The organism is Kitasatospora sp. NPDC097643, assembly GCF_040302625.1.
GTDB lineage: Bacteria > Actinomycetota > Actinomycetes > Streptomycetales > Streptomycetaceae > Kitasatospora.
Map to the genome: position 1 here is coordinate 70217 of NZ_JBEOSA010000027.1, position 25269 is coordinate 95485.

27 protein-coding genes and 1 pseudogene are annotated in these 25269 nt (G+C 72.3%); 12 read left to right on the forward strand and 16 right to left on the reverse strand.

The genetic code is table 11. The features are described 5' to 3' along the window. Window positions 1–83 precede the first annotated feature (83 nt). Complete coding sequence (locus tag ABTY15_RS19015) at window positions 84–1358, reverse strand: DUF5919 domain-containing protein (RefSeq protein WP_502893537.1); 1275 nt, start codon at window positions 1356–1358, stop codon at window positions 84–86. Window positions 1359–1815: 457 nt separating this feature from the next. On the opposite strand from ABTY15_RS19015, the gene glgX reads away from it, so the two are divergent. The 3 genes from glgX (at window position 1816) to treZ (ending at window position 8225) form a co-directional block, all read left to right on the forward strand. Next, a complete protein-coding gene (gene glgX, locus ABTY15_RS19020) occupies window positions 1816–3942 on the forward strand; it encodes a glycogen debranching protein GlgX (RefSeq protein WP_350591470.1) in 2127 nt (708 codons plus the stop codon). 75 nt (window positions 3943–4017) lie between these two features. Further along, a complete protein-coding gene (treY, locus tag ABTY15_RS19025; RefSeq protein WP_350591479.1) occupies window positions 4018–6492 on the forward strand; it encodes a malto-oligosyltrehalose synthase in 2475 nt (824 codons plus the stop codon). Continuing rightward, window positions 6489–8225 carry a malto-oligosyltrehalose trehalohydrolase gene (gene treZ, locus ABTY15_RS19030; protein WP_350591490.1) on the forward strand — a complete coding sequence of 579 codons (1737 nt, stop codon included), beginning with the start codon at window positions 6489–6491 and terminating at the stop codon, window positions 8223–8225. Before treY ends, treZ begins: the two co-directional genes overlap by 4 nt. A 3-nt stretch (window positions 8226–8228) precedes the next feature. Here the strand turns inward: treZ and ABTY15_RS19035 are convergent, their stop codons facing one another. Together ABTY15_RS19035 and ABTY15_RS19040 are read right to left on the reverse strand one after the other, a co-directional pair. Beyond that, the gene (locus ABTY15_RS19035; protein WP_350591503.1) at window positions 8229–9122 is read right to left on the reverse strand and encodes a transketolase family protein; all 894 of its coding nucleotides are present in this window, start codon (window positions 9120–9122) and stop codon (window positions 8229–8231) included. 56 nt (window positions 9123–9178) lie between these two features. After that, entirely contained in the window at window positions 9179–9898 is a 720-nt protein-coding gene (locus ABTY15_RS19040) for a thiamine pyrophosphate-binding protein (protein WP_350591509.1), read from the reverse strand. Between the two features lie 56 nt (window positions 9899–9954). Here ABTY15_RS19040 and soxR point away from each other — a divergent pair, with 56 nt between their 5' ends. Together soxR and ABTY15_RS19050 are read left to right on the forward strand one after the other, a co-directional pair. After that, window positions 9955–10506, forward strand: a complete 552-nt coding sequence (gene soxR, locus ABTY15_RS19045; protein ID WP_350591517.1) for a redox-sensitive transcriptional activator SoxR — start codon at window positions 9955–9957, stop codon at window positions 10504–10506. Window positions 10507–10569: 63 nt separating this feature from the next. Beyond that, a complete protein-coding gene (locus ABTY15_RS19050) occupies window positions 10570–10782 on the forward strand; it encodes a hypothetical protein (RefSeq protein ID WP_350591526.1) in 213 nt (70 codons plus the stop codon). A 17-nt stretch (window positions 10783–10799) separates the two neighbouring features. Here ABTY15_RS19050 and ABTY15_RS19055 read toward each other — a convergent pair whose 3' ends face one another. From ABTY15_RS19055 to ABTY15_RS19080, 6 genes are all read right to left on the reverse strand, one after another. Further along, window positions 10800–11330, reverse strand: coding sequence for a GNAT family N-acetyltransferase (locus ABTY15_RS19055; protein WP_350591535.1), 531 nt, complete (start codon window positions 11328–11330; stop codon window positions 10800–10802). Next, window positions 11327–11902, reverse strand: coding sequence for a GNAT family N-acetyltransferase (locus tag ABTY15_RS19060; protein WP_350591543.1), 576 nt, complete (start codon window positions 11900–11902; stop codon window positions 11327–11329). The genes ABTY15_RS19055 and ABTY15_RS19060 overlap by 4 nt, the downstream gene beginning before the upstream one ends. A 137-nt stretch (window positions 11903–12039) precedes the next feature. Beyond that, window positions 12040–13254, reverse strand: a complete 1215-nt coding sequence (locus tag ABTY15_RS19065; protein WP_350591550.1) for an alpha/beta hydrolase family protein — start codon at window positions 13252–13254, stop codon at window positions 12040–12042. Between the two features lie 249 nt (window positions 13255–13503). Continuing rightward, entirely contained in the window at window positions 13504–14112 is a 609-nt protein-coding gene (locus tag ABTY15_RS19070; protein WP_350591556.1) for a hypothetical protein, read from the reverse strand. A 136-nt stretch (window positions 14113–14248) separates the two neighbouring features. After that, a complete protein-coding gene (locus ABTY15_RS19075; RefSeq protein WP_350591567.1) occupies window positions 14249–14893 on the reverse strand; it encodes a formylglycine-generating enzyme family protein in 645 nt (214 codons plus the stop codon). An 11-nt stretch (window positions 14894–14904) separates the two neighbouring features. After that, on the reverse strand, window positions 14905–15498 hold the full coding sequence (locus tag ABTY15_RS19080; RefSeq protein WP_350591577.1) for a TetR/AcrR family transcriptional regulator: 594 nt from the start codon (window positions 15496–15498) through the stop codon (window positions 14905–14907). Between the two features lie 80 nt (window positions 15499–15578). Here ABTY15_RS19080 and ABTY15_RS19085 point away from each other — a divergent pair, with 80 nt between their 5' ends. After that, window positions 15579–16064 carry an SRPBCC family protein gene (locus tag ABTY15_RS19085; protein ID WP_350591589.1) on the forward strand — a complete coding sequence of 162 codons (486 nt, stop codon included), beginning with the start codon at window positions 15579–15581 and terminating at the stop codon, window positions 16062–16064. A gap of 59 nt (window positions 16065–16123) precedes the next feature. On the opposite strand, the gene ABTY15_RS19090 is transcribed toward ABTY15_RS19085, so the two are convergent. The 5 genes from ABTY15_RS19090 to ABTY15_RS19110 form a co-directional block, all read right to left on the reverse strand. Further along, a complete protein-coding gene (locus ABTY15_RS19090; protein ID WP_350591595.1) occupies window positions 16124–16570 on the reverse strand; it encodes a hypothetical protein in 447 nt (148 codons plus the stop codon). 26 nt (window positions 16571–16596) lie between these two features. Beyond that, the gene (locus ABTY15_RS19095) at window positions 16597–17049 is read right to left on the reverse strand and encodes a hypothetical protein (RefSeq protein WP_350591603.1); all 453 of its coding nucleotides are present in this window, start codon (window positions 17047–17049) and stop codon (window positions 16597–16599) included. Between the two features lie 75 nt (window positions 17050–17124). After that, window positions 17125–17298: a hypothetical protein gene (locus tag ABTY15_RS19100; protein ID WP_350591610.1), complete on the reverse strand. Its 174-nt coding sequence runs from the start codon at window positions 17296–17298 to the stop codon at window positions 17125–17127. Further along, complete coding sequence (locus ABTY15_RS19105) at window positions 17295–17585, reverse strand: hypothetical protein (RefSeq protein WP_350591617.1); 291 nt, start codon at window positions 17583–17585, stop codon at window positions 17295–17297. The genes ABTY15_RS19100 and ABTY15_RS19105 overlap by 4 nt, the downstream gene beginning before the upstream one ends. Beyond that, complete coding sequence (locus ABTY15_RS19110; protein ID WP_350591624.1) at window positions 17582–18022, reverse strand: ATP-binding protein; 441 nt, start codon at window positions 18020–18022, stop codon at window positions 17582–17584. The genes ABTY15_RS19105 and ABTY15_RS19110 overlap by 4 nt, the downstream gene beginning before the upstream one ends. Window positions 18023–18270: 248 nt before the next feature. On the opposite strand from ABTY15_RS19110, the gene ABTY15_RS19115 reads away from it, so the two are divergent. Together ABTY15_RS19115 and ABTY15_RS19120 are read left to right on the forward strand one after the other, a co-directional pair. Further along, complete coding sequence (locus tag ABTY15_RS19115; protein ID WP_350591635.1) at window positions 18271–19140, forward strand: helix-turn-helix domain-containing protein; 870 nt, start codon at window positions 18271–18273, stop codon at window positions 19138–19140. Further along, window positions 19130–19330: a DUF397 domain-containing protein gene (locus tag ABTY15_RS19120; protein ID WP_350591641.1), complete on the forward strand. Its 201-nt coding sequence runs from the start codon at window positions 19130–19132 to the stop codon at window positions 19328–19330. The genes ABTY15_RS19115 and ABTY15_RS19120 overlap by 11 nt, the downstream gene beginning before the upstream one ends. A 63-nt stretch (window positions 19331–19393) precedes the next feature. Here ABTY15_RS19120 and ABTY15_RS19125 read toward each other — a convergent pair whose 3' ends face one another. Continuing rightward, the gene (locus ABTY15_RS19125; RefSeq protein WP_350591649.1) at window positions 19394–19819 is read right to left on the reverse strand and encodes a helix-turn-helix domain-containing protein; all 426 of its coding nucleotides are present in this window, start codon (window positions 19817–19819) and stop codon (window positions 19394–19396) included. A 78-nt stretch (window positions 19820–19897) separates the two neighbouring features. Here ABTY15_RS19125 and ABTY15_RS19130 point away from each other — a divergent pair, with 78 nt between their 5' ends. The 4 genes and pseudogenes from ABTY15_RS19130 to ABTY15_RS19145 all read left to right on the forward strand — a co-directional run bounded on the left by ABTY15_RS19130 (window position 19898) and on the right by ABTY15_RS19145 (window position 24488). Continuing rightward, window positions 19898–20740 carry a class I SAM-dependent methyltransferase gene (locus ABTY15_RS19130; RefSeq protein ID WP_350591660.1) on the forward strand — a complete coding sequence of 281 codons (843 nt, stop codon included), beginning with the start codon at window positions 19898–19900 and terminating at the stop codon, window positions 20738–20740. A 226-nt stretch (window positions 20741–20966) separates the two neighbouring features. Beyond that, window positions 20967–21705, forward strand: a pseudogene (locus tag ABTY15_RS19135) (class I SAM-dependent methyltransferase). Between the two features lie 96 nt (window positions 21706–21801). Continuing rightward, window positions 21802–23064: an alpha/beta hydrolase gene (locus ABTY15_RS19140; RefSeq protein ID WP_350591670.1), complete on the forward strand. Its 1263-nt coding sequence runs from the start codon at window positions 21802–21804 to the stop codon at window positions 23062–23064. 593 nt (window positions 23065–23657) lie between these two features. Then, entirely contained in the window at window positions 23658–24488 is an 831-nt protein-coding gene (locus ABTY15_RS19145) for a hypothetical protein (protein WP_350591682.1), read from the forward strand. A gap of 154 nt (window positions 24489–24642) precedes the next feature. Here ABTY15_RS19145 and ABTY15_RS19150 read toward each other — a convergent pair whose 3' ends face one another. Then, window positions 24643–25212, reverse strand: a complete 570-nt coding sequence (locus tag ABTY15_RS19150; RefSeq protein WP_350591691.1) for a hypothetical protein — start codon at window positions 25210–25212, stop codon at window positions 24643–24645. Window positions 25213–25269 lie beyond the last annotated feature (57 nt).

The following is a 25269-nucleotide window of genomic DNA, read 5'->3' on the forward strand; positions in this document are numbered from 1 at the left end:
CAGGGTGGAGCCGTGGCGTTCGTGGAGGCGGCGGGCGGCGCTGCCCTGGAGCACGTCGAGGCGGACGGGTTCGCCGGCCGGGCTCAGGACACCGGGCGGGAGTCCCCCCAGACGCCTTCGAACTCCTCGCGGTAGACCTCCAGCAGGCCGGGTTCGGTGCCGCCGGGCTGCTGGCCGGCGCCGCCGCGCAGGACGAGGGCGGGCGACTCCATGCCGCGGGAGCGGCGCAGGTAGGGCTGGATGACGCCGAGGTCGCGGGTCTGCCGGCGGCCGCCGGCCGGGCCGGTCGGGCGGGGGCCCTCGACCAGGTAGGCGGTGAAGCGGGGGGTCTCGTCGAAGACCCGGATCTCGAAGCCGCCCTGGTCCCGCAGCCGGGCCCGGACCCGCCGGACGTGCATGATGTTCATCTCGATGGAGCGGGACAACTCGCTGCGCCCGATACCGAGTTCGCGTTCCCGGCGGCGCACGGCGCTGCTCGCCGGGTTGAGGAAGAGCAGCCGGACCCGGCAGCCCTCCCCGGCGAGCCGGACGAGGCGTTTGCCGGTGTAGTTCTGGCAGAGCATGCCGAGGCCGATGCCGAGCGCGTCGAGCCGCCGGGCGCCGTCGAGCAGGTCCTCGACGGGCAGGTCTCGCTGGAGCCGGACCCGGTCGGCGTGCACGGCGACGACGTCGGCGTAGCGGCCGGCGACGAGGGACTCGACGACGTCGGCGGGGACGCCGCCGGTGCCGCCGTCGAGGACGGCGAGCAGGCGGGCGGCGGCGCGTTCGGTCTGGGCGAGGACGGTCTGGGTGAGCACGCGGTTGCGGGAGACGACGTGCCGGGCGACCTCCAGTTCGTCCAGGGCGAGCTCGATCTCCCGCCGGTCGGCGAGGTAGGGCTCGAAGCAGGGCCAGTGCTGGACCATGAGTTCGCGCAGCTGGGGCAGGGTGAGGAAGACCAGCGGGTCGTCGTCGGCGGGGTCGAGCAGGTAGCCCTTGCGGCGGCTGACCTCGCGGACGGCGCCGGCCCGGTGGGCCCACTCCTCGCCGGCCGGGCCGGCGGCGGCGGTGACCCAGTCCTCGCCGTGGGCGGGGGCGTAGATGGGGTGGAGGACCTCGTCGACGAGGGAGCGCAGCCGCTGTTCGACGAGGTTGAGCCAGACGTAGGCGCGCCCGGAGAGGCGGACGCGCTGGTAGGCGTCCTCCCATTCGGCGGCGGACCAGGCGAGGGCCGGTATCTCGACGGGGCCGCTCTGGGCGGGCACCAGGGAGCGTCCGGTCATGGTGGGGCGCATGACCACCGTGGGCGCCTCGCTGCGGGCACCGCCCCGGTCGGGGCCGTCGAGCCCTCCGCCACGGCCGCCGGCGGGGAACACCATGCGCCACCTCACCTGTTGCTGCTGCGTTCCGCCCCCGGTCCGTGGAGGGACCGCTGATGGACCGCCACGGGTGACGGTCCGCCACGAGTGCGGGGCGGCCGGACGATCAAGGGTACTGCCCGCCGCGAGCGGTCCGCAGCCGGATGGCCGAGGGGGTCCCGTCCGCCCCTCCCGTCACACCCGCCGCAGCCCGCTCCGCCGCTCCGGCCCGGGACCGGCCCGCTCATCACAGGATTGCTCGCCGGGGACCGGCTGCCGGACACCCGTTCGGGCGAACACCGGCCGCATGTCCCGCCACCCGGGGGAAGCCTCGGGGAGTATGCGGACTGTGCCGTACGTCACGGCGCGCGACCGCCGCACATGCCCGGCCGCCCGGCCGGGAAGAAGAGCGTCCAGGTCCGGGCCGATTGTCGGACTACATGTCAGTTTCCGTTGTTTACAAGGAAGTTGAGGACACATGCAGGTCTGGCCTGGGAAGCCCTACCCCCTCGGCGCCACCTACGACGGGGCCGGCACCAACTTCGCGGTCTTCTCCGAGAGTGCCGACCGCATCGAGCTCTGCCTGATCGGCCAGGACGGTTCGGAGACGGCCGTCGAACTGCGCGAGACCGACGCCTTCGTCCGGCACGCCTACCTCCCCGGCGTCCAGCCCGGCCAGCGCTACGGCTTCCGCGTGCACGGGCCGTACAACCCGGGCCTGGGCCAGCGGCACAACAGCGCCAAACTGCTGCTGGACCCGTACGCCAAGGCGATGAGCGGGCACATCGACTGGGACGAGTCCGTCTACGGCTACCACTTCGGCGCCCCCGAGCGCCGCAACGACCTCGACTCCGCCCCGCACACCATGCACTCGGTGGTCATCAACCCGTACTTCGACTGGGGCACCGACCACCCGCCGCGCACCGACTACCACCGCACGGTCATCTACGAGGCGCACGTCAAGGGCCTCACCCGGCTCCACCCGGGCATCCCCGAGGAGATCCGCGGCACGTACGCGGGCCTGGCCCACCCGGCGGTGATCGAGCACCTGGCCAAGCTCGGCGTCACCGCGATCGAGCTGATGCCGGTGCACCAGTTCGTCCGCGACCACCGGCTGCGCGACCTCGGCCTGACCAACTACTGGGGCTACAACACCATCGGCTTCTTCGCCCCGCACTCCTCCTACTCCTCCACCGGCGACCGCGGCCAGCAGGTGCAGGAGTTCAAGTCGATGGTCAAGGCGCTGCACGCGGCCGGGATCGAGGTGATCCTGGACGTCGTCTACAACCACACCGCCGAGGGCAACCACCTCGGCCCGACGCTCTCGCTGCGCGGCCTGGACAACGTCTCCTACTACCGCCTCGCCCGCGACCAGCGGTTCTACGAGGACACCACCGGCACCGGCAACAGCCTGCTGATGCGCAGCCCGCACGTGCTCCAGCTGATCATGGACTCGCTGCGCTACTGGGTCACCGAGATGCACGTCGACGGCTTCAGATTCGACCTCGCCGCCACCCTGGCCCGGCAGTTCCACGAGGTGGACCGGCTCTCCTCGTTCTTCGACCTCGTCCAGCAGGACCCAGTGGTCTCCCAGGCCAAGCTGATCGCCGAGCCCTGGGACCTCGGCGAGGGCGGCTACCAGGTCGGCAACTTCCCGCCGCTGTGGACGGAGTGGAACGGCATGTACCGGGACACCGTGCGCGACCTGTGGCGCGGCGAGAACGCCACCCTCGCCGAGTTCGGCTCCCGGCTCACCGGCTCCTCCGACCTCTACCAGGACGACGGCCGCCGCCCGATCGCCTCCATCAACTTCGTGACCTGCCACGACGGTTTCACCCTGCGCGACCTCGTCTCGTACAACGAGAAGCGCAACCAGGCCAACGGCGAGGACAACCGGGACGGCGAGTCCTTCAACCGGTCCTGGAACTGCGGCGTCGAGGGCCCCGGCGCCGACCCGGCCGTCGAGGAGCTCAGAGCCCGCCAGCAGCGCAACTTCATCGCCACCCTGATGCTCTCCCAGGGCGTGCCGATGCTCTCGCACGGCGACGAGCTCGGCCGCACCCAGCAGGGCAACAACAACGCGTACTGCCAGGACAACGAGCTGACCTGGGTGCACTGGCCGGAGGGCGACGGACCGCAGGCCAGGCTGCTGGAGTTCACCCAGGGGATGATCTGGCTGCGCCGCGACCACCCGGTGTTCCGGCGGCGGCGGTTCTTCCACGGCCGGCCGGTCTCCGCCTCCGCCGCGGGCCGCGACGACCTCACCGACATCGCCTGGTTCACCCCCGCCGGGGAGGAGATGACCAAGCGCAACTGGGGCGCCAGCTACGCCAAGTCGCTGTCCGTCTTCCTCAACGGCTACGCCATCTCCGAGCCGGACCGGCGCGGCGGGCGGATCGTCGACGACTCCTTCCTGCTGATGTTCAACGCGCACTTCGAGCCGCTGGAGTTCACCGTGCCCGCCGACCACGGGCAGGAGTGGCAGGTCGTGGTGGACACCACGCTGCCCCGGCTGCCCGCCCCGGGCACCGGCGCGCGGGTCAAGGCCGGGGACACCCTCTGGCTCACCGACCGCTCGCTGCTGGTGCTGCAACGGCCGGCCTAGACCAATCGGCCGCGGTCACCTGTTCGGATCAGCAACGGGTCTTGGCGGCGGGCTCCCCCGGGTACCTATGGACCTATGACCTCCGCCGCCGAGCCCGCGCAGCCCCGCCCGGCCGCCGCCGCTCCCACGGGCGCACCCACGGCCAGCTACCGCCTCCAGCTCCAGCCCGGCTTCACCCTGCACGACGCCACCGCCGCCGTCCCCTACCTGGCCGCCCTCGGCGTCTCCCACCTGCACCTCTCCCCGCTGCTGGAGGCCGCCCCCGGCTCCACCCACGGCTACGACACCGTCGACCACGGCCGGATCAGCGGGCAGCTCGGCGGCGAGGACGCGCTGCGCGAGCTCGCCGCCGCCGCGCACGCGCACGGACTGCGGCTGATCGCCGACGTGGTGCCCAACCACATGGCCGTGCCCGTCCCCGAACAGCTCAACCGGCCGCTCTGGGAGGTCCTGCGGGACGGCCCCGACTCGCCGTACGCACGCTGGTTCGACATCGACTGGACCGCCCAGCCCGGCCCGGTCGACGCCCCCGGGCGCGGCCGGGTGCTGCTGCCGCTGCTCGGCGACCGGCTCGGCGCCGAACTCCACCGGCTCACCGTCGACGGCGGGCAGCTGCGCTACCACGAGCACGTGCTGCCGCTGCGGCCGGGCACCGAACACCTGCCGCTCACCGACCTGCTCGCCCGCCAGTGGTACCGGCTCGCCTGGTGGCGGCTGGCCCGCACCGAGCTCAACTACCGGCGCTTCTTCACCGTCAACGAGCTGATCGCCGTCCGGGTCGAGGAGCCCGAGGTGTTCGCGGCCACCCACGAGGTGCTGCTGCGGCTGCACGCCGACGGCGTCCTGGACGGCTTCCGGATCGACCACCCCGACGGCCTCGCCGACCCGCGCGGCTACCTGCGCCGACTCGCCGAGGCCACCGGCGGCGCCTACACCGTGGTCGAGAAGATCCTCACCGGGGACGAGCAGCTGCCCACCGACTGGCCGGTCGCCGGCACCACCGGCTACGACGCGCTGCGCCGCATCGACGGCGTGCTCACCGACCACGCGGGCGCCTGCCGGCTGGCCGGGGCGTACGAGGCCTTCCTGACCGGCGGGCCCGCCTCCAGCGAACCCTGCGCCGACCCGCACCCGGCCGTCGCCGCCGCCCGGCGCGGGCGGGCCGACATGACCGCGGAGTACGGCGAGCTGGCCGCCGAGGTCGACCGGCTGGTGCGGATCGCCCTGCGGATCGGGGCCGCCGAGCCCGCGCACGCCGACCACGCGCCCTGGCAGCTGCGTGCGGCGCTGCGGCGGCTGCTCACCGGCTACCCGGCGTACCGGCCGTACGCGCGGCCCGGCGAGCCGGTGCCCCCGGTGTCCGAGCAGCAGCTACGGGCGGCGCTGGACGGCTCCGCCGACCCGACCGACCGGCTGGTGGCCGCGCTGGCGCTCGGCGAGCTGGGCCGGGGGCCGGAGCACGACGAGTTCTGCGTCCGCTTCGCGCAGACCGCCGCCGCGGTGGCCGCCAAGGGCGTCGAGGACACCGCCTTCTACCGGTGGAACGCGCTGCCGGGCCTCAACGAGGTCGGCGGCGAGCCCGCCCGGCCCGGCCTGCACCCGGCCGACTTCCACGCCTGGTGCCGGTACCTGGAGAGCAGCTGGCCGCACAGCATGACCGCGCTGTCCACCCACGACACCAAGCGCAGCGCCGACGCCCGCGCCCGCCTCGCCGTGCTCGCCGAGCAGCCGGAGGCCTGGGCCGCCGAGGCCGCCGCCTGGTCCACCGCCGCCGGGCCCCCCGCCCCCGGTCTCGACCGGGACGGCGACTGGCTGCTCTGGCACACCCTGGTCGCCGCCTGGCCGATCAGCCCCGACCGGCTGGTCGCCGCCCTGCTCAAGGCCGTCCGCGAGGCCAAGCTGCACACCTCCTGGACCACCCCCGACCCCCGCTACGAGCAGGCCCTCGCCGACCGCGCCCGCGCCGTCTACGACAACCCCGGACTGCTCCCGAGGATCGAGGGCCAGGTGCACGCCATCGCGCCGCACGCCCGTGCCAACACCCTGGCCGCCGCCCTGCTGCACCTCACCATGCCGGGCGTGCCGGACCTCTACCAGGGCAGCGAGGAGCCGCTGTACACGCTGGTCGACCCGGACAACCGGGGCGTGGTCGACTTCGGCCCGCTCGCCGTCCGGCTCACCGACTCGGCCACCCGGCGACCCGGCGACCTCGCCCGGGAGAAGCTGCACCTCACCACCAACGCGCTGCACCTGCGGCGCACCCGCCCGCTCGGGCCCTACCGGCCGCTCACCGCCGTGGACCTCTCCAGCGACCACCTGCTGGCCTTCGCCCGGGGCGAGGACGTCATCACCGCCGTCACCCGGCTGCCGTACGGACTGGCGCGGGCCGGCGGCTGGCGGAACACCGTGCTGGAGCTACCGGCCGGCAAGCCCTGGACGGACGAACTGACCGAACGCAGCTACCCGGCGGGCGCGCTGCCGGTCGCCGAGCTGCTGGCGACCTACCCGGTGGCACTGCTGACCAGGCCTTTCCGGAAGGGGCGCGCGTGAGGACGTACGAGGTCTGGGCGCCGTACGCGGCCGACCGGGTGGAGGTCGAAGTCGACGGCTCCGCCCACGAGTTGGCGCGCTGCACCGACCGCGAGGGCTGGTGGTCGGGCGAGGCGCCGGACGGCGACTACGCGTTCCGGCTCGACGACGGCCCGCCACTGCCCGACCCGCGCTCGCCCTGGCAGCCGCACGGACCGGACGGCCCCAGCCGGCCGGTGGACCACGCCGCCTTCCGCTGGTCGCAGACCGGCTGGCGCGGCCGCCCGCTGCCCGGCGCGGTGCTGTACGAACTGCACATCGGCACCTTCACCGCCCGCGGCACCTTCGACGCGGCCGCCGAACACCTCGACCACCTGGTCGAGTTGGGCGTCGACTTCGTCGAGCTGATGCCGGTCTGCCCGTTCCCCGGCCGGCACGGCTGGGGCTACGACGGGGTCTCGCTGTGGGCCGTGCACGAGCCCTACGGCGGGCCCGAGGGGCTGAAGCGCTTCGTCGACACCGCGCACCGCAAGGGCCTCGGCGTGGTCCTGGACGTCGTCCACAACCACCTCGGCCCCTCCGGCAACTACCTTCCCGCGTACGGGCCGTACTTCACCGACCGGCACCACACGCCGTGGGGATCGGCGGTCAACCTGGACGCGTCCGGCTCGGACGAGGTGCGCCGCTACCTGATCGGCAGCGCGCTCGCCTGGCTGCGCGACTACCGGATCGACGGCCTGCGGCTGGACGCCGTGCACGCCCTCGCGGACGACCGGGCGATCCACTTCCTGGAGGAACTCGCCCACGAGGTCGACACGTTGGCGGTGCGGACGAACCGGCCGCTGTTCCTGGTCGCCGAGTCCGACCTCAACACCCCGCGCACCACGGCCCCGCGCGCGGCCGGCGGCCAGGGTCTGACCGCCCAGTGGAGCGACGACTTCCACCACGCCCTGCACTGCGCGCTCACCGGCGAATCCCAGGGCTACTACGGCGACTTCGCGCGCCAACCGCTCGCCGCCCTCGCCAAGACGCTCACCCGCGGCTTCTTCCACGACGGCGGCTGGTCCGCCTTCCGCGGCCGCAGCCACGGCCGGCCGTTCCCGGTGGACGGCGGCGGGCACCGGCTGCTCGGCTACCTCCAGACCCACGACCAGGTGGGCAACCGGGCGCTCGGCGACCGGATCTCCACCAGCCTCTCCCCCGGCCGGCTCGCCTGCGGCGCCGCGCTGGTACTCACCTCGCCGTTCACCCCGATGCTGTTCATGGGCGAGGAGTGGGGCGCGGCCACCCCCTGGCAGTACTTCACCGACCACACCGACCCGGGCCTGGCCGAGGCCGTCCGGCAGGGGCGGCGGCGGGAGTTCGCCGAGCACGGCTGGGCCGCCGAGGCCGTCCCCGACCCGCAGGAACCCGCCACCGTGCTGCGATCGGTGCTCGACTGGACCGAACCGCGCCGCGTCCCGCACGCCGAACTCCTGGACTGGTACCGGACGTTGATCCGGCTGCGGCGGGCCCGTCCGGAGCTCGCCGACCCGGACCTGGGCGCGGTGCGGGTGGCGTACGACGAGGCGGCCCGCTGGCTGGTGGTGCACCGAGGGCCGTACCGGGTGGCGGTCAACCTCGGGGCGGGCGAGGCCTCGGTGCCGCTGGACGGGACAGTGCGGGAGATCGTCGCGGCCTTCGGGACGGCGACGGCGGCGGGGTCGGCTGTGCGGCTCGGGGTCGACTCGGTGGCCGTGGTGCTGACCCCCTGACCGTCACCAGAGGAACGTCCCGATCCGCTCCCGCAGCGAGGCCGCGTCCAGACCGTAGGCGGCCAGGTGCTCGGCCATCGAGCCGTAGTGCCGGTGCTCCTCGCGCGGCACGCCCAGGGCCAGCACCCGGTGCGGGCGGTCGGCCAGCGCGGCGTGCGCCTCGTTCGCGGACGTCCCGGCCAGGTACGGCTCGACCAGCACCACGTCCGGGCGGTCACCCAGTGCCGCCCGCAGACCGGCCGCGTCGAAGGGGCGCACCGTGGCCGCGTACAGCACGGTCACGTCCAGGTTCTCGGTGGCCGCCAGCACCGCGTCCAGCATCGGTCCGACCGCGACCACCACGCCGCGCGAGCCCCGGCGCACGGTGGTGAACCGGCCCGGCTCCACGGTGACGGCCGCCGCGTTCTGGTGCGCGGAGAGGCGGACGTACACATTGCGGTCCCCGTCGGCGGCGGCGTGCCGCAGCAGCTGCTCGGCCTCGTCCGGGTGGCCCGGCACGTGGACCGTCCAGTCCGGCAGGGTGTCCAGCAGCGCGACGTCGCCCGGCGCCATGTGGGTGCGACCGCCGGCCGGCCAGTCGTAGGAGCCGGCCGCGCTCACCAGCACCGCCCCGACGCCCTGGTGGACCAGGTCCAACTTGACCTGCTCGAAGGGGCGTTCGATGAGGAAGCTGGCGAAGGTGTGGGCGATCGGGCGCATCCCGGTCAGCGCCAGGCCGCCGGCCGCGCCGATCAGCAGCTGCTCGCGGATGCCCACGTTGACCACCCGGTCCGGGTGGCGGTCCCGGGCGGGGGCGAAGCCGGCCGTGCTGATGTCGGCGAGGACCAGGGCGAGGCGCGGGTCCTCGTCGAGGAGGCGGGAGGTGACGTCGATGAAGCGGTCGCGCATGGTGTCCATGAGAGCTGAAGTGCCTTTCGGTGTGGGAGGGTTCGGCGGCTTCGATCGGACAGGCCCTAGTACTCCTTGGGCTCGACCCGGGCGACCACCACGTGCGGGCGGCCCGGGTGCTCGGCGGTGAAGGCCCGGTACAGCGCCTCGTGGTCGCGGCCGTCGACGGTCTCGGTCGACCAGCCCTCGGCAGCGAACCGGGCCGCGATCCCGCCCTGCCAGCCGTGCGTGGCCGAGGAGTTGTCGATCACCACCACGTGCAGCCGGTCCAGTCCGGCCGCCCCGGCGAAGGCCACCGCCTCGTGGTTGGAGCCCTCGTCGAACTCCGCGTCGCCCAGCAGCACCCACACCGCCGGGTCGGACAGCCCCTGCGCCCGCAGCCCCAGCGCCGTGCCGACCGCCAGCGGCAGCCCGTGCCCGAGCGAGCCAGAGGCGATCTCCACGCCCGGGACCAGCATCCGGTCCGGGTGGTGGCCGAGCGGCGAGTCGTAGCCGCCGAAGCTCGGCAGCACCGCCGGGTCGAGGAAGCCCTTGGCCGCCAGCACCGAGTAGTACGCCATCGGGCCGTGGCCCTTGGACAGCAGGAAGCGGTCGCGGTCCTGCGCGTCGGCGGTCTCCGGCGTGACCCGCAGTACCCGGTCGTACAGCACCCAGACCACGTCCAGGGTGGAGGTGGCGGCCGGGCCGTGCTTCTCGGCTCCGGTCATCAGGCGCATCAGGCCCGGCAGGTCCTCGAACCGGGCGTTCGTCGTGGTGGCGTTCGTCGCGGCTGCGTTCGTCGTCATGCCACGATGGTGCAAGTTAAAGTCGACTTGAGGTCAAGCGGCTACAGTGGACCTTCGTGACCGCCATACCCGACCACGGCCGCCCCGCGGGCCCCACTGCGGGCCCCACTGCGGGCCCGTCCCGCCACGACCTGCTCACCATCGGCCAACTCGCCCACCGCAGCGGCCTCGCCCCCTCCGCGCTGCGCTACTACGAGAGCCTCGGCCTCATCCACGCCACCCGCACCGCCGGCGGCCAGCGCCGCTACCCCCGCGGCACCCTGCGCCGGATCGCCTTCGTCCGCGCCGCCCAGCGGGTCGGCCTCTCCCTCGACGAGGCGCGCGTCGCCCTCGACCGGCTCCCCGAACGGCCCGCGCCCAGCGGCACCGAATGGACCCTCGTCGCCGAGTCCTGGCAGAGCCGCATCGACGAGCAGATCGCCGAACTCGAACGGCTCAAGGCCAAGCTCTCCGGCTGCATCGGCTGCGGCTGCCTCTCCCTCACCCGCTGCGCCCTCTACAACGCCGGCGACCGCGCGGGCGAGGCCGGCCCCGGCGCCCGCTACCTGCTCACCCGCGACCCGGCCACCGGGCCCGAACCGGTCGGCCCCCTCGATCCGGCGCCCTGAACGGCCGACAACCCGTTGCCGCCCCGACGGCCGGCCGCCTGCCGTGCGGCCATGCTGTCTGTGGTGGAGACGGAAGAGCAGTGCGACACGATCCTGCCCGACGAGTCGGTGATGCGCCCGGGCGTCCAGGCCCTCTGCGACCAACTCGGCCTCGCCGAGCTGCCGTTGACCCACACTCCTCCACGTGTACAGCGACCTGCCATGGTCCTACGCGAGTTGAAGCCTTCGGCGACGACCTTCGAGGCCCTCGCCGAGGAGTGGTTCGGAGCGGAGTGACGGCGGAGTGACGGTCACTACGCCGGCCCGGGGCGGGGGTCCGTGCGCAGCAGACCGTAGCGGACCAAGTCCCGCCAGGCGCCGTCCCGGAAGGTCGCGCTGCGCTGCACGCCCTCCCGGGTGAACCCGCACTTCTCCAGCGCCCGCTGCTCCGCATGGTTGGCGGTGTCGGTGTCCGCCTCCAGCCGCATCACCGTGGTGTGCGCGAACAGGTACTCCACCAGCAGGAGTTGGGCCCGGGTGCCGATCCCCCGACCGCGCGCCTCCGGCCGCAGCTGCGCCCCGAGGCTCCAGTACGGCGTCCGGCCCGCGCCGCGCAACGGGCGCCAGGCGACGAAGCCCGCGAACCCGCCGTCGGCCACCACCGCGAGCATCGACTGCCCGTCCGCCAGCAGGCCGTTCTCCGCCCAGCGCCGCCGGAACCGGGCCGGGTCGTGCCAGCCGTACCACTGGAACGGCCCGACGGCCTCGGGGTCGTGGATCAGCGCGTCGAGGTGGGCGACGTCGGACGCCGTGAACGGGCGGAGGAAGACGCTGTCGGTGCTCACGCCGACGCCAACGCCCCACCCTCGGCACCGGTTCCCGGTCCGGTTCCAGGTCCAGGCCGGGGGTCCGCGCGCAGCAGACCGTAGCGGACCATGTCCCGCCACGCGCCGTCCCGGAAGGTCGCGCTGCGCAGTACGCCCTCCCGGCCGAACCCGCACTTCTCCAGCGCCCGCTGCTCCGCATGGTTGTCCGCCTCGGTGTCCGCCTCCAGCCGCACCACCGGCGTGTGCGCGAACAGGTAGTCCACCAGCAGGAGTTGGGCCCGCGTACCGATCCCCCGACCGCGCGCCTCGGGGCCCAGCTGGATGCCGAGGTTCCAGTGGTAGGAGGACGGGCCCGACGCCACCCGGTGCCACTCGACGGCCCCGCACAGCTCGCCGCCGGCGATGACCGCGAGCTGCGAGAGCTCGTCCGTGAGCAGACCGTCCTGCGCCCATCTCGCCCGCCACCCGGCCGGGTTGGACCAGCCGTACCACTGGAACGGCCCGACGGCCTCCGGCGCGAAGAGCAGGTGTTCGAGCGCGGGGAGGTCCGTCTCGACGATCGGGCGGAGGGCGACGGCTGCTGGGCTCATACGCCCCACCCTAGGGCAGTGCCGCGTTGATCCTTCGGGGGTTGCCGGTCAGCCGGCGGGGTCGCCGAGGTAGCGGCCGACGGCGCAGTCGAGGGCGTCAGCCGCATGGATCCGCGAAGGATCAACGCGGCGCTGCACTAGTCCTGGAAGAGTACTTCCGGATTGTTCGGCGAGGGGCCGTCCAGCAGCGGACGATGGATCCCCTTCAGCGTCTGGTCGAAGAACGCTGTCACGTACTCGCGGGTGATCACCACCCCGCGTTCCGGGGAGAAGGGCGGCGTCGGGAACCCGGCCTGCTCCTGAAGCAGGTTCAGGTCGGCGAAGCTGAAGTGGTCGGCGCCGGCGACCGTCAGCCACTTCTTGTAGCCGCCGAGGGCGGCCCAGGCCTGCTCCCACGAGGTGTCGTGGCTGCTGGGCGAGTGGTTGTCGGCCGTGCCCAGCATGAGGAGCGGCCGGTTGATCTGGCCGGGCATCGGGGCCGGGTGGAAGCTGCCGTCCATGTTCACTCCGGCCCGTACTCGCGGGTCGGCGATCATCGTGGCGGCGGCCGCCGCTCCGCCGAGGGAGTGTCCGGCCGTGCCGATCTCGTGCTTGTCGATGAGGTGTGCCAGGCGCCACGCGGTATTGCCGTGCGTCAACTGGTCGATCACGAAGGACTCGTCCAGCGCCCGGCTGGCGGCGACGGAGTCGAAGTCGAGCCGCGCCGGGTCATCGCAGATCGCGCACGACGGCGTCTGGCCGTTCGCCAGCGTCTCGCCGAAGTCCTCGTAGGTGTGGCCGACGAGCGCGACGACGTAGCCGTGACTGGCCAGCTCGGTCGCGAGCGCGGTGAGCGTCATGCGCGGGTCCTCGTACGCGGGTGAGAGGACCACCAGCGGATACTTGCCGCGCTGCGGCCGCGCGCCGTCGAAGGCGTGGGTGGTGACGCTGGAAAGGGTCTGCGGGGTGACGCCGGAGCTCGCCGGTATCTTCCGGTGCTGGATGATTCCGGCTGCCTCGGCGAGGGTCATGTAAGGGGCCGGGGTCCCGGTCCCGGGGACGGCCGGGTAGACCATCGTGACGGTCAGTTGGCGGGGGCCGGACGACGGCACCCACGGGTCGGGACGGCTGGCGTCGGTGAGGTGGATGACGTCCTCGCCGGCGGCGTAGCGGCCGGTCGGCGCGGGGAGCGTGCCCTGGAAGGACCGCGTGGGCGCGGTGGCCGTGGCCGTGGCCGGTGCGGTGTCGAACACGTGCGTGGCCACCGGTGTGGCCGACGGTGTGGTCGTGGCGGCGAACCCGGCGCCGGTTCCGGTGACGAGGGCGGCGAGCGCCAGCGCCGCGACAGCGCTGATACGGCGATTGCGTTTCATGGGATCGACGCTAGGGTTCCGCAGCTCCGTCTCGAATCACCCAGTGGATGCAAACATTCCGGTGTCGTTCGTCGCCCCCGGGAGGTACCGGAGTCACCCGCCGGGAGTACGTCGCGCGGCGCGGGGTTCCCTTCGCCGGCATCGTCGAGCGCCACCTTCGTCCTGGCCTACGACGAACACGGGCTCAGGCGCCGTGGATGCCACCCCGAGCCCGCCGGTGGCGACGGCGGGCGCGGGGCCGCAACCCGGTCAGTAGTTGCAGTTGACCCTGCCGGGGCCGCTGTTCCAGCCGTTGGAGAAGTCGTGGGTGGATCCGACGGAGATCGGGAAGCTGCACGTGGTGAAGCCGCCCCACGAGGAGCCGATGAGGACGTTCATGTTGCGGACGGCGGCGGTGAAGGACCGGCCGGGCGTGTAGGTGGTCCCGGGACCCTGGTAGATGAAGTAGGACACCCAGGAGCTGGCCTGGCCGGCGCTGAACGGGCGCCGACCTTCGGCGCTGTTGTGGGCGGGGTCGTTCCAGTTGAGGTAGATCTCACCCGAGACGTTGTTGTTCCAGTTCCGACCGCTGCTGTCGTTGTACCAGTCGATCTCGGCGTAGGAGCACAACGAGGACTTGTCCCAGCCGATGTACAGCTGCCCGAGCGTGGTGGAGCCCCAGAAGTTGCTCACCGTCACGGGGGTGGACGGGCCGAGCTGGACGAGATTGCCGGAGTTGTAGCAACCGGCGGCGTGGGCGGGGGCCGTGCCGACGGTGGTGAGCAGGGCGGCGGTGGTGCCGATGACTCCGGCGACTGCCGTCAGGCGGCGGGCGGAGCGACGAACCTTCGCAAGCCCGGACTTGATCGTGAGCTTCATGCGTACCCTTCCTCCAGCGGGCCTTCGGGCGTCTCGCGGCGCCCGCGGGCGATGCTAGTCCGGCACTCCTTGGCATGGACAGACCCAGGATCTGCCAATCGAACTTCCGGGCACCCCAACGTCGTTGGGGTCGGCGTCAACCCGCGATCGACCGGGCGAGCCGGAACCCGACGTCGTCGATCCGCAGGGTGGGGTGGCTGCGCCGCCGGACGGAGGCGCGGCAGCTCCAGTGCTCGTCGAACCAGCCGCCGCCGCGCAGCACGCGGTAGTCGCCGTACACCTCAGGGTCGTAGCGGTCCCAGCACCACTCCCAGACGTTGCCGAGCATGTCGTGCAGACCGAACCGGTTGGGCCGCAACTCGCCGACCGGATGCGGGCGTTCACCGGAGTTGCCGCGGTGCCAGGCGATCTCGTCGAGCGGCGCGTAGCGCGGACCGTCGGTGCCGGCGCGACAGGCGTGCTCCCATTCGGCCTCGGTGGGCAGCCGGTAGCCGTCGGCGGCGCGGTCCCAGTGCACCTCCTCGCCGTGGTGACGGTAGGCGGGGGTGAGTCCGTCGTGGCGGGAGAGTTCGTTGCAGAAGCGGACGGCGTCGTACCAGGAGACGCTGTCGGCCGGGCGGCGGTCCCCGGCCACGGCCGCGTACTGCTCACGGGTGACGGGACAGGCCGCCAGCCGGTACGGCGCGAGGTCGACGGTCCAGCGGCTGCTCGTGCGGCGGTCCGACAGGGTGACCCGCCCGCCGGGGACGGCGATCAGTCGGGTCGGCGCGGTGACGTCCATGAACGCCGAGCCTAGGACGCACCGGCGAGCAGGTCGAGTGCGCACCGTTCGGCCAACTCCTCGGCGTGCGGGGGCAGCGGGCTGCCGGCGCGCAGGTGGCCGCGGACCACAGCAAGCGGGAGGCTGACGACGGCGAGGGCGATCCGGTCGACGTCCAGGGCGGTGCCGGCCCCCAGGCGCTCGGCGAGCCCGGCCAGCGCCTTGCGCACCCGTCGGCCCCCTTGCCGCTCGCACCGGACGTACTCCCCCGGCCACTCGGCCTTGCCGAAGGCCTCCGCGCCGTGCAGCAGGACGGCGGCCGGCCCGGGGTTGGCGCGGCTCCAGGCGACGACCCGGCGAGCGGCCAGGGCTCCGGCCGCCGACGGGTCGTCCGGGTTGGAGTCGAGCGCGGCGAGCCAGTCCGCTTGGAAGTCCTCGACCGTGCGCAGCCACAACTCGGCCAGCAGCGCCGCCCGTTGCGGGAACCGGTGATAGACGGAGCCGTTCGGCGCACCGGACTCCCGGGCGACCGCCGACATGGTGACGGCGGCCGGTCCACCGGCGGCCGCGAGCCGGACGGCGGCGTCGAGGAGGGCGGATTCGTCGTAGCGGGGTGGCCTGGGCATGGAGTGGAGAGTACTCTCCAATTCAATTGGAGGGGTCTCTCCAGAACGTGTGGGGGAGCGAGGGGAAGGCAGGGGGCGGCATGGCCGTGCTCAACATCCACGAACGCGTCATCCCGGCAACACCCGAGGAGGTCGGCGCCCTCGTCGACGGACTCGCAGGCCCGGACGACCGGCTCTGGCCGGCGGCACGCTGGCCACGCATGCGCCTGGACGCCCCGCTCGGCCCCGGCGCGGCGGGCGGACACGGGCCGATCCGCTACACCGTCGTCGGCCACGCGCCGGGGCAGTGGGTGCGCTTCGCGTTCACCGCGCCGCGCGGCTTCGACGGCTTCCACGAGTTCACCGTCCGGGCGGCGCCGGGCGGCGGCACGCTGCTGCGCCACACCCTGGCCATGTCGGCGCGCGGGCCGGCCCGCCTCAGCTGGCCGCTCGCGTTCCGGTGGCTGCACGACGCCCTCCTGGAGGACGGGCTCGACCAGGCGCAACGGGCCTTCGGCGGCACCCCGGCCACGCCCGCGCGGTGGAGCCGGTACGTCCGGCTCCTGCGGGCCCTGATCCACCGCTGACCGGCCCCCGCTGGCCGACCCGGCCTGGCGCCCACAGTTGCTGACGGCCGCCGGGGCGGCTACAGCAAGGCCACTGCCAGAGCGACTGCGGCCAGCGAGGCCCCTCCCGTGCACCGGGCGACCACGGCGGTCACGCGCCCGCACTCCGGTCCGCGAGCGCGTTGGAAGGCGGCGACCAGCGAAGGGATCGCGGCGACCGGGAGGTAGAGGAGGCTCAGCGGGAGAACAAGCCAGTCTTCGAACACTGCCATGGCCCAGAGGCTCAGGATGAGCATCGGCACCGAGATCACGGCCACCACCGCACCCGCCGCCGCACAGGCGACCCGGAACGGATCCCGCTTGCGGAAGAACAACGGCACGGCGCAGGCGATGCCGCCGAGGAGCCCGACCAGGTGCAGGAACGTCAGCATGCCGTCGAACGCGGTGGTGAGGACGACCAGCGGCAGCAGCGCGACAGCGACCGCGAGGGCGGCTAGCCTCTTCGCACTTCCCGGTACGTCCACCACGCCCCCAGTCTGTTATTTGAACGCGTTCAATTACCATACACCAGGGCGAGGAGGCCACCCCAGGTCCCCAGCGCGAACACGGCGATCAACCACCCGCCGTTCATGGCGTCCCGGTGCGGCAGCCGGCTGTTGGCGACCCTCCGGGCCGCCAACAGGACCAGGGTCGCGGGGCCGAACAGGCTGACCCACCAGCCGATCACGGCGCCGATCACGGGTATGCCGAAGAAGCCGATGAGCGCGAGCGGGAACGAGGCGATCCCGGCGACCACCGCTCCTGTGGTGCACGCGGCCTGGAACGCCGCCCGATTGCGCGCGTTCGCCAGCGGAGCGGCGACGGCGAGCACGGGAAGCAGGAGCACCAACGCCCAGAACCGCGCGGGGACCAGGAAGAGCAGCGCGGGCCCCGTGCTCATCACCGTGGCGGCGCCGACGAGATACACGGCTTGGCGCGGCACCTGGTACCGAGGGTAGAGATCCATGACATCCCCCAAGCGCGAAAGTTGAACACGTTCAACTGAACGCGTTCAAATGTAGCGCGCAGGGCGGCACGGGTGTCAACGGGGGTCCCGCTCCGCGATGGCCGCGAACACGCGGCGGCGGACGGCGGCCGACGCCTCGGGCAGCCGGCGCGCCAACTCGGCGTCGAGTCGGCGACGTTCGGCCCGGAGCAGGCGGGCGGCCCGGGTGCGGGAGAAGTGGACGAACCACCAGTCGGCGAGGCGGTTCACAGGTTGCCTCCGGGGGGCGTCCAGTGGAGCCGCAGGTGGTGGAGGAAGGAGGGAAGAACGACGGGGAGGTCGAGCGGGTCGGCGGTGGTGCGGTAGTCGGCGACGAAACGGTCGGCGGACGGGCCGGTGAGGTAGCGCTCGAACCAGAGCCACTGGGGGCGGGAGATCGGCTGGAACTGGAGGGAGAACCAGAGGGCGTCGAGGGCCTTGGGGAGGAGGGAGTAGATCGTCGGGGGCATGAGGCCACCGGTGATCTCGGCGGTGACCAGGCGGTTTTCGAGGGTCACGCGACACACTCCGAGCCGGCGGAGACGGCGGGCGCGATCTCCGCCCAGACGATCTTGCCGATGGGTAGACGAGGGCAACAACCCCAGCGCTCCGAGAGGGACTTGACGAGGAGGAGTCCCCGCCCGGACTCCTCCTCGGCGGAGCTCGATTGAAGGATCGGCTCGCGGTCACGGCGCGCGTCGTGGACTTCGATGCGCAGCCGGGAGGGCGAGAGGGAGAGCGAGAGCCACACCCGGTTCCCGATCGGCGTGCCGTGCACGATGGCATTGGTGACGAGCTCCGAGACCACCAACTCGCCATGATCGATGAAGAGTTCGCCTCCGGGAGCGGCGGAGAGGAGGCGAGACAGGTGGCCCCGCGCCTCCCCCGGCGACCGCCGACTGCGCACCAGCCAGCAGGAGGAGGAGATGGGGAGGCTGGAGGGGTTCTGAGGCATGGCGAAGGCACCTTTCAGGGGCAGGAAGCAAGCCATGGCGACGACCGGGAAAAGGCATGGGAATGCCCGGCAATGAGGCCGTCGTGATCACTCAAGAGATCCGAAGGACTACTGGCTGTAGCATGCTCCGCGATAGCCAGATCTCGCAAGCGCCATCACGCGCAATTGCGCGGCATCGCAAGGCTCTTGTGATCACACGCGGAGGTGGCAGACTGTGACTCGACGTCAACCAAGAGGGAGCACCAAGCGTGGACAGTCCAACTGTGCTGCGGCGTAGGCTCGGCTCTGAGCTGCGACGACTGCGCGAGCGGACCGGGCTCCAGGCGAAGGCCGCCGCAGACGCGTTGCAGTTCAGCGCAACGAAGGTGTCGAGGATCGAGTCCGGTCAGACGACACTCAAGGAATCGGACGTCCGCGCGATGCTCGAACTCTATGGCGTCACAGACGCCGCCGAGTTGCATCAGTTCATCTCGCTCACCCGCCGCAGCACGCAGCGCGGCTGGTGGCACGACTTCGGGGACACCCTGCCCGACTGGTTCCAGACCTACGTGGGCCTGGAAGCTGATTCGGCGCGGATCCGTACCTACGAGACCGAGCTGGTCCCCGGTCTCCTCCAGACCCCCGACTACGCCCGCGCCGTCTTCCGCGCCTCACTGGCCAACCAGGACGGCGACATCGAGGAAATCGTCAACCGTCGCGCCAAGCTGCGCATGCAGCGCCAAGAGGTCATCAACCGGCCGGAGCCGCCGACCGTGTGGGTTGTGCTCTCGGAATCGGTCCTGCGGCGGCCAGTTGGCGGGCCAGAGGTGATGGCCCAGCAGCTCAAGTTTCTGGCGGAGCTGGCTCAACGACCAAACATCACCCTGCAAATCCTCCCGTTCTCAGCAGGCGCGCACGCTGCGATGAGCATGGCGTTCCGCATCCTGTCGTTCTCTGACGTGCCTGGCGAAATCGTCTACGTCGAGGCGTTGACCAGCAGCCTGTACATAGAGAAAGAGTCGGACATCGCCCGCCACGAGACTGTCTTCAACCAGTTGGCCGCGACAGCGATGACCCCAGAAGAGTCCGAGTCTTGGATCCGCAGGTTGGAAACAGAGGGGTGTGGGCATGGAACCTGAAGTCCATTGGCAAAAGAGTAGTTACAGTGGCGGCGAGGGCGGCGATTGCATCGAGTGCGGGCAACTGGCACATGCTGTTCTTGTCCGCGACAGCAAGGACCCCAATGGTCCGGTGCTGACCTTCTCCTCCGAAAGCTGGAAGGCCTTCATCTCCAGCGTGCAGGCCAACCACTTCCCGGCAGCGAACTGACGAAGCTCTCTCAGCGGCGGCCCTGCGCGTGTGCGCGCAGGGCCGCCGCCGCATTCGCCTCGCCTACGGCTCGCCGAACGGACTCCTGCTCACTCCCCCGCCCCGCGATGCGGCCCTCAGCATCCGCCGAAACGTCGGACACTCCAGGTGACTCGGCGCCGGACACGCCGCCGCGTGCCGCAACTTCGTTCTCAACACATCCAGTTGAGCGATCACCTCGTCCAGCTCCGCCGCCTTCTCCTCCAGCATCTGCCGATCCACGCTCACCCGCCCGTCCGCCCCGAACATCCGCCCGATCTCGGCCAGCGTGAACCCGGCCGCCCGCCCCGCCGCGATGAGCTGCAACCGCTCCAGCACGTCCTCCCCGAACTGCCGGCGCAGCCCCCGCCGCCCGACCGAGGCGATCAACCCCTTCTCCTCATAGAACCGCAGCGCCGACACGGACACCCCCGCCCGCCGCGCCACTTCCCCGATGTCCAGCGCCGTCATTCCCTTGACCTCAACTCGCATTGAGGTAGCACGGTGGCATCTCCGCGAACACCAGCACAACCACCCAGGAGCCCCACCATGACCACCCCCTGGACCGGCGCCTCCGGCCGCGCCTGGGCCGACTCCCAGTCCCTCCTCGAAAACCTCTTCCGCCCCGTCGAGGACCTCCTCCTCTCCACCCTCACCCCCGACCGCACCACCCACCTCCTCGACGTCGGCTGCGGCACCGGCGGCACCACCGTCGCCGCCGCCCGCCGCCTCGGCCCCACCGCGCACTGCACGGGCGTCGACATCTCCGCCCCCATGCTCGACGCCGCCAACGCCCGCCTCACCGAAACCAAACCGGCACCCACCCCCACACAGGAAGCCGGCCACGTCGACTTCCTACTCGCCGACGCCCAGACCCACCCCTTCCCGCCCTCCACCTACGACACGATCGTCTCCCGCTTCGGCGTCATGTTCTTCGACGACCCCGTCGCCGCCTTCGCCAACCTCCGCCGCGCCGCGACCCCCGGCGCCGCCCTCCGTCTCCTCGTCTGGCGCGACGCCGCCGACAACCCCTTCATGACCACCGCCGAACGCGCCGCCGCCCCGCTCCTCCCCCAGCTCCCGCCCCGACGCCCCGACGCCCCCGGCCAGTTCGCCTTCGCCGACCCCGACAAGGTCCGCCGCATCCTGACCTCCGCCGACTGGACGAACGTCGACCTCCAGCCCGTCGACGTCCCCTGCGCCCTCCCCGAACCAGGCCTCGTCCCCTACTTCACCCGCCTCGGCCCGGTCGGCCTCGCCCTCGCCGCCGCCGACGACGACGAGATCCGCGCCCGCGTCGTCGAGACCGTCCGCCCCGCCTTCGACCCGTTCGTCCACGGCGACGAGGTCCGCTTCACCGCCGCCCTCTGGCTGATCACCGCCACACGCTGACCACCCCCCGGGAACGTGGCGGAACCGTTACTTCCGCCCGTTCCCGACCCCACCCTCCCTCCGCCCACAAAGGCCCCTTCCCGGCCCCCGCCCACGCCCACACCGCCCCGCGCCCCCACCCCCAATACCCCCGGACGTCCACCCCCAAGGCCGCACACGCACGGCCCGCTCCAGCCCGTCCCGCCAACCCTCCTGACACCGCCTCATCCCCACTAACCTCACCCCCATGAACCGCACCATCCGCACCCCCGAAGACGTCCTCGACCTCCTCGACCGCCTCTTCCCGCCCGCCGCCGACCGCTGGACGTCCGACGCCTCCGCCTGGTGGGACGGCTTCTACGCCGACCGCTCCTCCGACCGCCCGTTCTTCGTCCCCAAGCCGGACGAGAACCTGGTCTCCTACCTCGACCGCGGCCTCCTCCCCGCCCCCGGCCGCGCCCTGGACCTCGGCTGCGGGCCGGGCCGCAACGCCATCCACCTGGCCTCGCTCGGCTTCGACGTCGACGCCGTCGACCTCTCCCCCACCGCCCTCGCCTGGGCCCGGGAGCGCGCCGACGAGGCCGGCATCACCGCCGAAACCCTCCGCTTCCACCAGGCCAGCATCTTCGACGTCGAACTCCCGCACGCCCGGTACGACCTGGTCTACGACTCCGGCTGCCTGCACCACCTCCCCCCCGCACCGCCGGATCAGCTACCTCGCCCTCCTGGACCGCGCCCTCGCCCCGGGCGGCCACTTCGTCGTGAACGGCTTCGCCGCCGGTGCGATGGGCTCCGAGCTTCCCGACGAGGAGCTGTACCGCCGCGGCGGCCTGGAGGGCGGCCTCGCCTACACCCCGGACGAACTGCGCGCGCTCTTCGCCGACCTCACCGAGGTCGAGATCCGCCCGATGGCCCCTCAGCCGCCGGACTCCCCGCTCTTCGGCATCCCCGTCCTCCTCACCGCCCTCTTCCAGCGGCAGCCGTAAGTGGGCGATCCGAGCCACGCCCCGCCCATCAGTCAGGTCACCATCCAATAGCACTTCTTAAGAAAATTCTCATGTACCGCACCTACCCTCCGCCGGGTGAATGTCTCCCTGCTCGGCGGCTGGTTCCCGTGGACGGTCCAGGCGGCGGCCCTCGCCCTGTTCGTCACCGCCATCGGCTGGCGGGACCGGACCTGGCGCGTGAAGTGGGGGCCGATCGCCCTCGGGACGGGGCTGCTGATCACCGCCTTCGTCGCGGTCGCGGTGCTCACCCTCTCCGGGATCACCGACCCGATCCCCACCGACGTCTGGCTCTGGAGCGGCATCGCGATCGCGGCCCTGTGCGTGCTCGGCTTCGGCTGGCGCAGCGCGCAGTGGTGGCGGCGCAGCCTCGTCGCGCCGACGGCCGTCCTCGCCCTGTTCTGCGGGGCGAACAGCGTCAACATCGACACCGGCTACTACCCGACGCTCGACGACGCCATCGGCGGACTGACCGACCAGCCGCTGCCGGCCCAGATCTCGCTCGCCGAACTCGACTCCCTGCACGGCAAGACCACCACCGGGCGCATCGTCAAGGTGGACATCCCGGCGACGCCCAGCGGCTTCGCCCACCGGCAGGAGCTGGTCTACCTGCCGCCCGCGTGGTTCCGCAGCCAGACCCGGCCGCAGCTGCCGGTGCTGGAGATGATCGGCGGCGAGTTCGCGGTGCCGGACAACTGGCTGCGCGCCGGTGACGCCCTGAAGACCGCCGACGACTACGCCGCCGAGCACAACGGCTTCGCCCCGATCCTGGTCTTCGTCGACGCGACCGGCGGCTTCAAGGTCGACACCGAGTGCGTGGACGGCAAGCACGGCAACGCCGAGACCCACCTGGTCAAGGACATCCCGCCGTTCGTCCAGAAGACCTTCAACGCCTCCACCGACCCGCACAAGTGGGGCGTGGCCGGCTGGTCGATGGGCGGCACCTGTGCGTTCGACCTGGTCATCGGGCATCCGGACGTCTTCATGCACTTCGGCGACTTCTCCGGCGACAAGGGCCCGTACGTCGGCAACAAGGACCACACCGTGCAGGAGCTGTACGGCGGCGACGAGGCCGCCTGGGCGGCCCACGAACCGGCGAACGTGCTCGCCGCCAACCACGGGAAGTACCAGGGCGTCTCCGGCTACTTCGGGCTGGGCGACCAGGAGAAGGGCCAGATCGACGCGGCCAAGAACCTCGACGCGGCCGCCAAGAAGGCGGGCGTCACCACCACCACGGTGATCGGGCCCGGCAAGCACAGCTGGCAGACCGGCGCCGTCACCTTCACCAAGGCGCTGCCCTGGCTCGCCCAACAACTCGGCGTCCCCGGAGCCCACTCCTAGGGCCTGCCACGCCGCCCCGCTCCCGTTCCACACAAAGCCTTGGCATCACCGGCCCCACCTGCCCCTCCCGTCACCACGCCACAGCCTCCGGGACCGCGCCCCCACAGCGCCCCAAATCCATGCTGAGCAGCGGGGACTGGGAAGGATCGCCGCCGAACCGCCGCCCCGCCCGGCCCGCGACCGCCACGGCAGACCGGTCACGGACCGTCACAGGCCCCCTCACGATCGCGCACATGTTCGCACAGCTTCGCCACCGGACCCGTGCAACCGCCCGTCCCCGCCGGGTCGGCGCCGCGATTCCGGTTTTGCTCCCAGCGGCCAGATGGCACTAAATTTCGACCGCCGTCGACACAGCCGACCCTGACCTGCCTTCAGTTCACGGAAACGCCACCGGGAACGAACGAACAGCGGACCGGGCCGCGGCCGACCGGCAGGACGTAAACGGGGGAGGAACAATCATGCCGAGTGCCCGCAGCCAGGGGGCGACCAGGCGGCGCGAACGGACGGCCGGTGCCGCGCACGCGGGAACCGGGGTCGCCACGCGCCCCGAACCGAACCCGCACCACGACACCGGACACTTGAGGACACGTCAGTTGCGCAGCACTCGACAGGTCACCGTCACCACCGCGACCACCGCGGCCGCCCTGCTCTGCCTCGGCGCGCTGAGCGCCTGCGGGCCCGACAACAGCGCGGACCAGGCGGGCGGCAAGACGGCCGCCCCCACCACCGCCACCACCGCGGCGCCCACCGGGGGCGCACCGACCGGCGGGGCCACCACCGCCGCGCCGACCGGGGGCGCGAGCAAGCCCGCTCCCGGCGGTGGCGGCAAGGGCATCCCGGCCGCGGCCTGGATGGACACCCACAGCATCCCGATGGACGAGACGTACCACTGGGCGCCGCTGGCCGCCAACGCCAAGCCGGTCACCGGCGTGGTCACGTTCAAGGGCCAGGAGCTCTGCCACGCCACCGTCGCCAAGGACGACGAGACGCTGTTCACCGGCAAGGCCGCCGCGAAGGCGCAGGTCGGCTTCGGCGGCGATCACTGGATGGCCCAGCAGACCCTGCTGAACTTCGGCGACCCGGGCCCCAGCAGCGGCACCAAGCAGCTGACCACCCTCTCGCACTCGCGCCTGCTCGACGCCCTGAAGGGCTGCGCCAAGACCGCGCCCGGCGCCACCGTGAAGGTCAACAGCGCGGACGACGCACCGTACTTCGCCGCCGTCATGACCATCCCGCAGCCCGACGGCTCGACCGTCACCCTGCACGAGTACGTGGTCGACGCGGGTGGGACGGTCAGCGAAATGTCCGTCTACGTGGCGACCAAGGCCGGCGCCCAGCCGAAGGACGCCTGGAAGGCCCCCGAGGACCGGTACGTGGGCACCGGCATGACGGCACCGCTCTGCGAGGCCCTGCCGACCTGCTGACCCGCTGACCTGCTGACCTGCTGACCAACTCAGCAGCTGAACAGCTGACCGACGTCAGCTCCGCAAGACCGCCCCGGCCGGCGCCGGGGCAGGCGGGTCGATCCGTCCGGCACAGGGGACCGGACGGATCGACCCACCATTGACGTCAGCCGCCTCAGAGGCCGAGCCGGCTCAGCGCGGTCGTCCAGTCGGAGGCGATGGCGCTGCGCGCGGCGGCCAGGGTGACTCTTCCGCCGCACACCGCCGTCTTCAGCTTGTTCTCGACCGAGTCCTTGCTCATCGCGGTCTGGCTGCCGTAGCGCGGCTCGGGCCACAGGTTGCGCGGGTCGCGCGGCGCGCCGCCGAGCTCCAGCGGGACGAGGTGGTCCTCCTCGTAGTCCGACAGGTTGGTGTCCGCGTACCCGTACTGCGCTATCTGCTGCGCCTTCAACGGGTTGGTGTAGCTGGTCGGCGGGCGGACAGTGGACGTCCAGCCGGAGACGCAGATCGTCTGGCCGATGGTGGCCTGGGTGACGTCCGGGTTGTACGCACCCGGCGTGCAGGACGGGTCGGGCAGCGGCAGGTAGCCCTGTGAACAACTCGCCGCGAGCGTACGGCTCTTGCTGGCGGTGCTCTTGGTGCTGCCGGCCTTCGCGGGGGCGGCCTGCGCGGTGCCGGCGGCGAGCCCGGCGGTGGCGAGGGTGGCGGCCACCGCAACGACGGTGAGGCGCTGACGGATCATCATGTGGGCGAACTCCTGGGGCCTGCCCGGCCGTTCGCCGGGCGAATGCGCCCATGACAG

What these genes read in the sequence shown, in the direction of transcription:
- ABTY15_RS19015 (WP_502893537.1), bottom strand. Translation starts at nt 1,358, where the DNA reads ATGGTGTTCCCCGCCGGCGGCCGTGGCGGAGGGCTCGACGGCCCCGAC.
- glgX (WP_350591470.1), top strand. Translation starts at nt 1,816, where the DNA reads ATGCAGGTCTGGCCTGGGAAGCCCTACCCCCTCGGCGCCACCTACGAC.
- treY (WP_350591479.1), top strand. Translation starts at nt 4,018, where the DNA reads ATGACCTCCGCCGCCGAGCCCGCGCAGCCCCGCCCGGCCGCCGCCGCT.
- ABTY15_RS19035 (WP_350591503.1), bottom strand. Translation starts at nt 9,122, where the DNA reads ATGGACACCATGCGCGACCGCTTCATCGACGTCACCTCCCGCCTCCTC.
- ABTY15_RS19040 (WP_350591509.1), bottom strand. Translation starts at nt 9,898, where the DNA reads ATGACGACGAACGCAGCCGCGACGAACGCCACCACGACGAACGCCCGG.
- ABTY15_RS19060 (WP_350591543.1), bottom strand. Translation starts at nt 11,902, where the DNA reads ATGAGCCCAGCAGCCGTCGCCCTCCGCCCGATCGTCGAGACGGACCTC.
- ABTY15_RS19065 (WP_350591550.1), bottom strand. Translation starts at nt 13,254, where the DNA reads ATGAAACGCAATCGCCGTATCAGCGCTGTCGCGGCGCTGGCGCTCGCC.
- ABTY15_RS19070 (WP_350591556.1), bottom strand. Translation starts at nt 14,112, where the DNA reads ATGAAGCTCACGATCAAGTCCGGGCTTGCGAAGGTTCGTCGCTCCGCC.
- ABTY15_RS19075 (WP_350591567.1), bottom strand. Translation starts at nt 14,893, where the DNA reads ATGGACGTCACCGCGCCGACCCGACTGATCGCCGTCCCCGGCGGGCGG.
- ABTY15_RS19080 (WP_350591577.1), bottom strand. Translation starts at nt 15,498, where the DNA reads ATGCCCAGGCCACCCCGCTACGACGAATCCGCCCTCCTCGACGCCGCC.
- ABTY15_RS19085 (WP_350591589.1), top strand. Translation starts at nt 15,579, where the DNA reads ATGGCCGTGCTCAACATCCACGAACGCGTCATCCCGGCAACACCCGAG.
- ABTY15_RS19095 (WP_350591603.1), bottom strand. Translation starts at nt 17,049, where the DNA reads ATGGATCTCTACCCTCGGTACCAGGTGCCGCGCCAAGCCGTGTATCTC.
- ABTY15_RS19110 (WP_350591624.1), bottom strand. Translation starts at nt 18,022, where the DNA reads ATGCCTCAGAACCCCTCCAGCCTCCCCATCTCCTCCTCCTGCTGGCTG.
- ABTY15_RS19120 (WP_350591641.1), top strand. Translation starts at nt 19,130, where the DNA reads ATGGAACCTGAAGTCCATTGGCAAAAGAGTAGTTACAGTGGCGGCGAG.
- ABTY15_RS19125 (WP_350591649.1), bottom strand. Translation starts at nt 19,819, where the DNA reads ATGACGGCGCTGGACATCGGGGAAGTGGCGCGGCGGGCGGGGGTGTCC.
- ABTY15_RS19130 (WP_350591660.1), top strand. Translation starts at nt 19,898, where the DNA reads ATGACCACCCCCTGGACCGGCGCCTCCGGCCGCGCCTGGGCCGACTCC.
- ABTY15_RS19150 (WP_350591691.1), bottom strand. Translation starts at nt 25,212, where the DNA reads ATGATGATCCGTCAGCGCCTCACCGTCGTTGCGGTGGCCGCCACCCTC.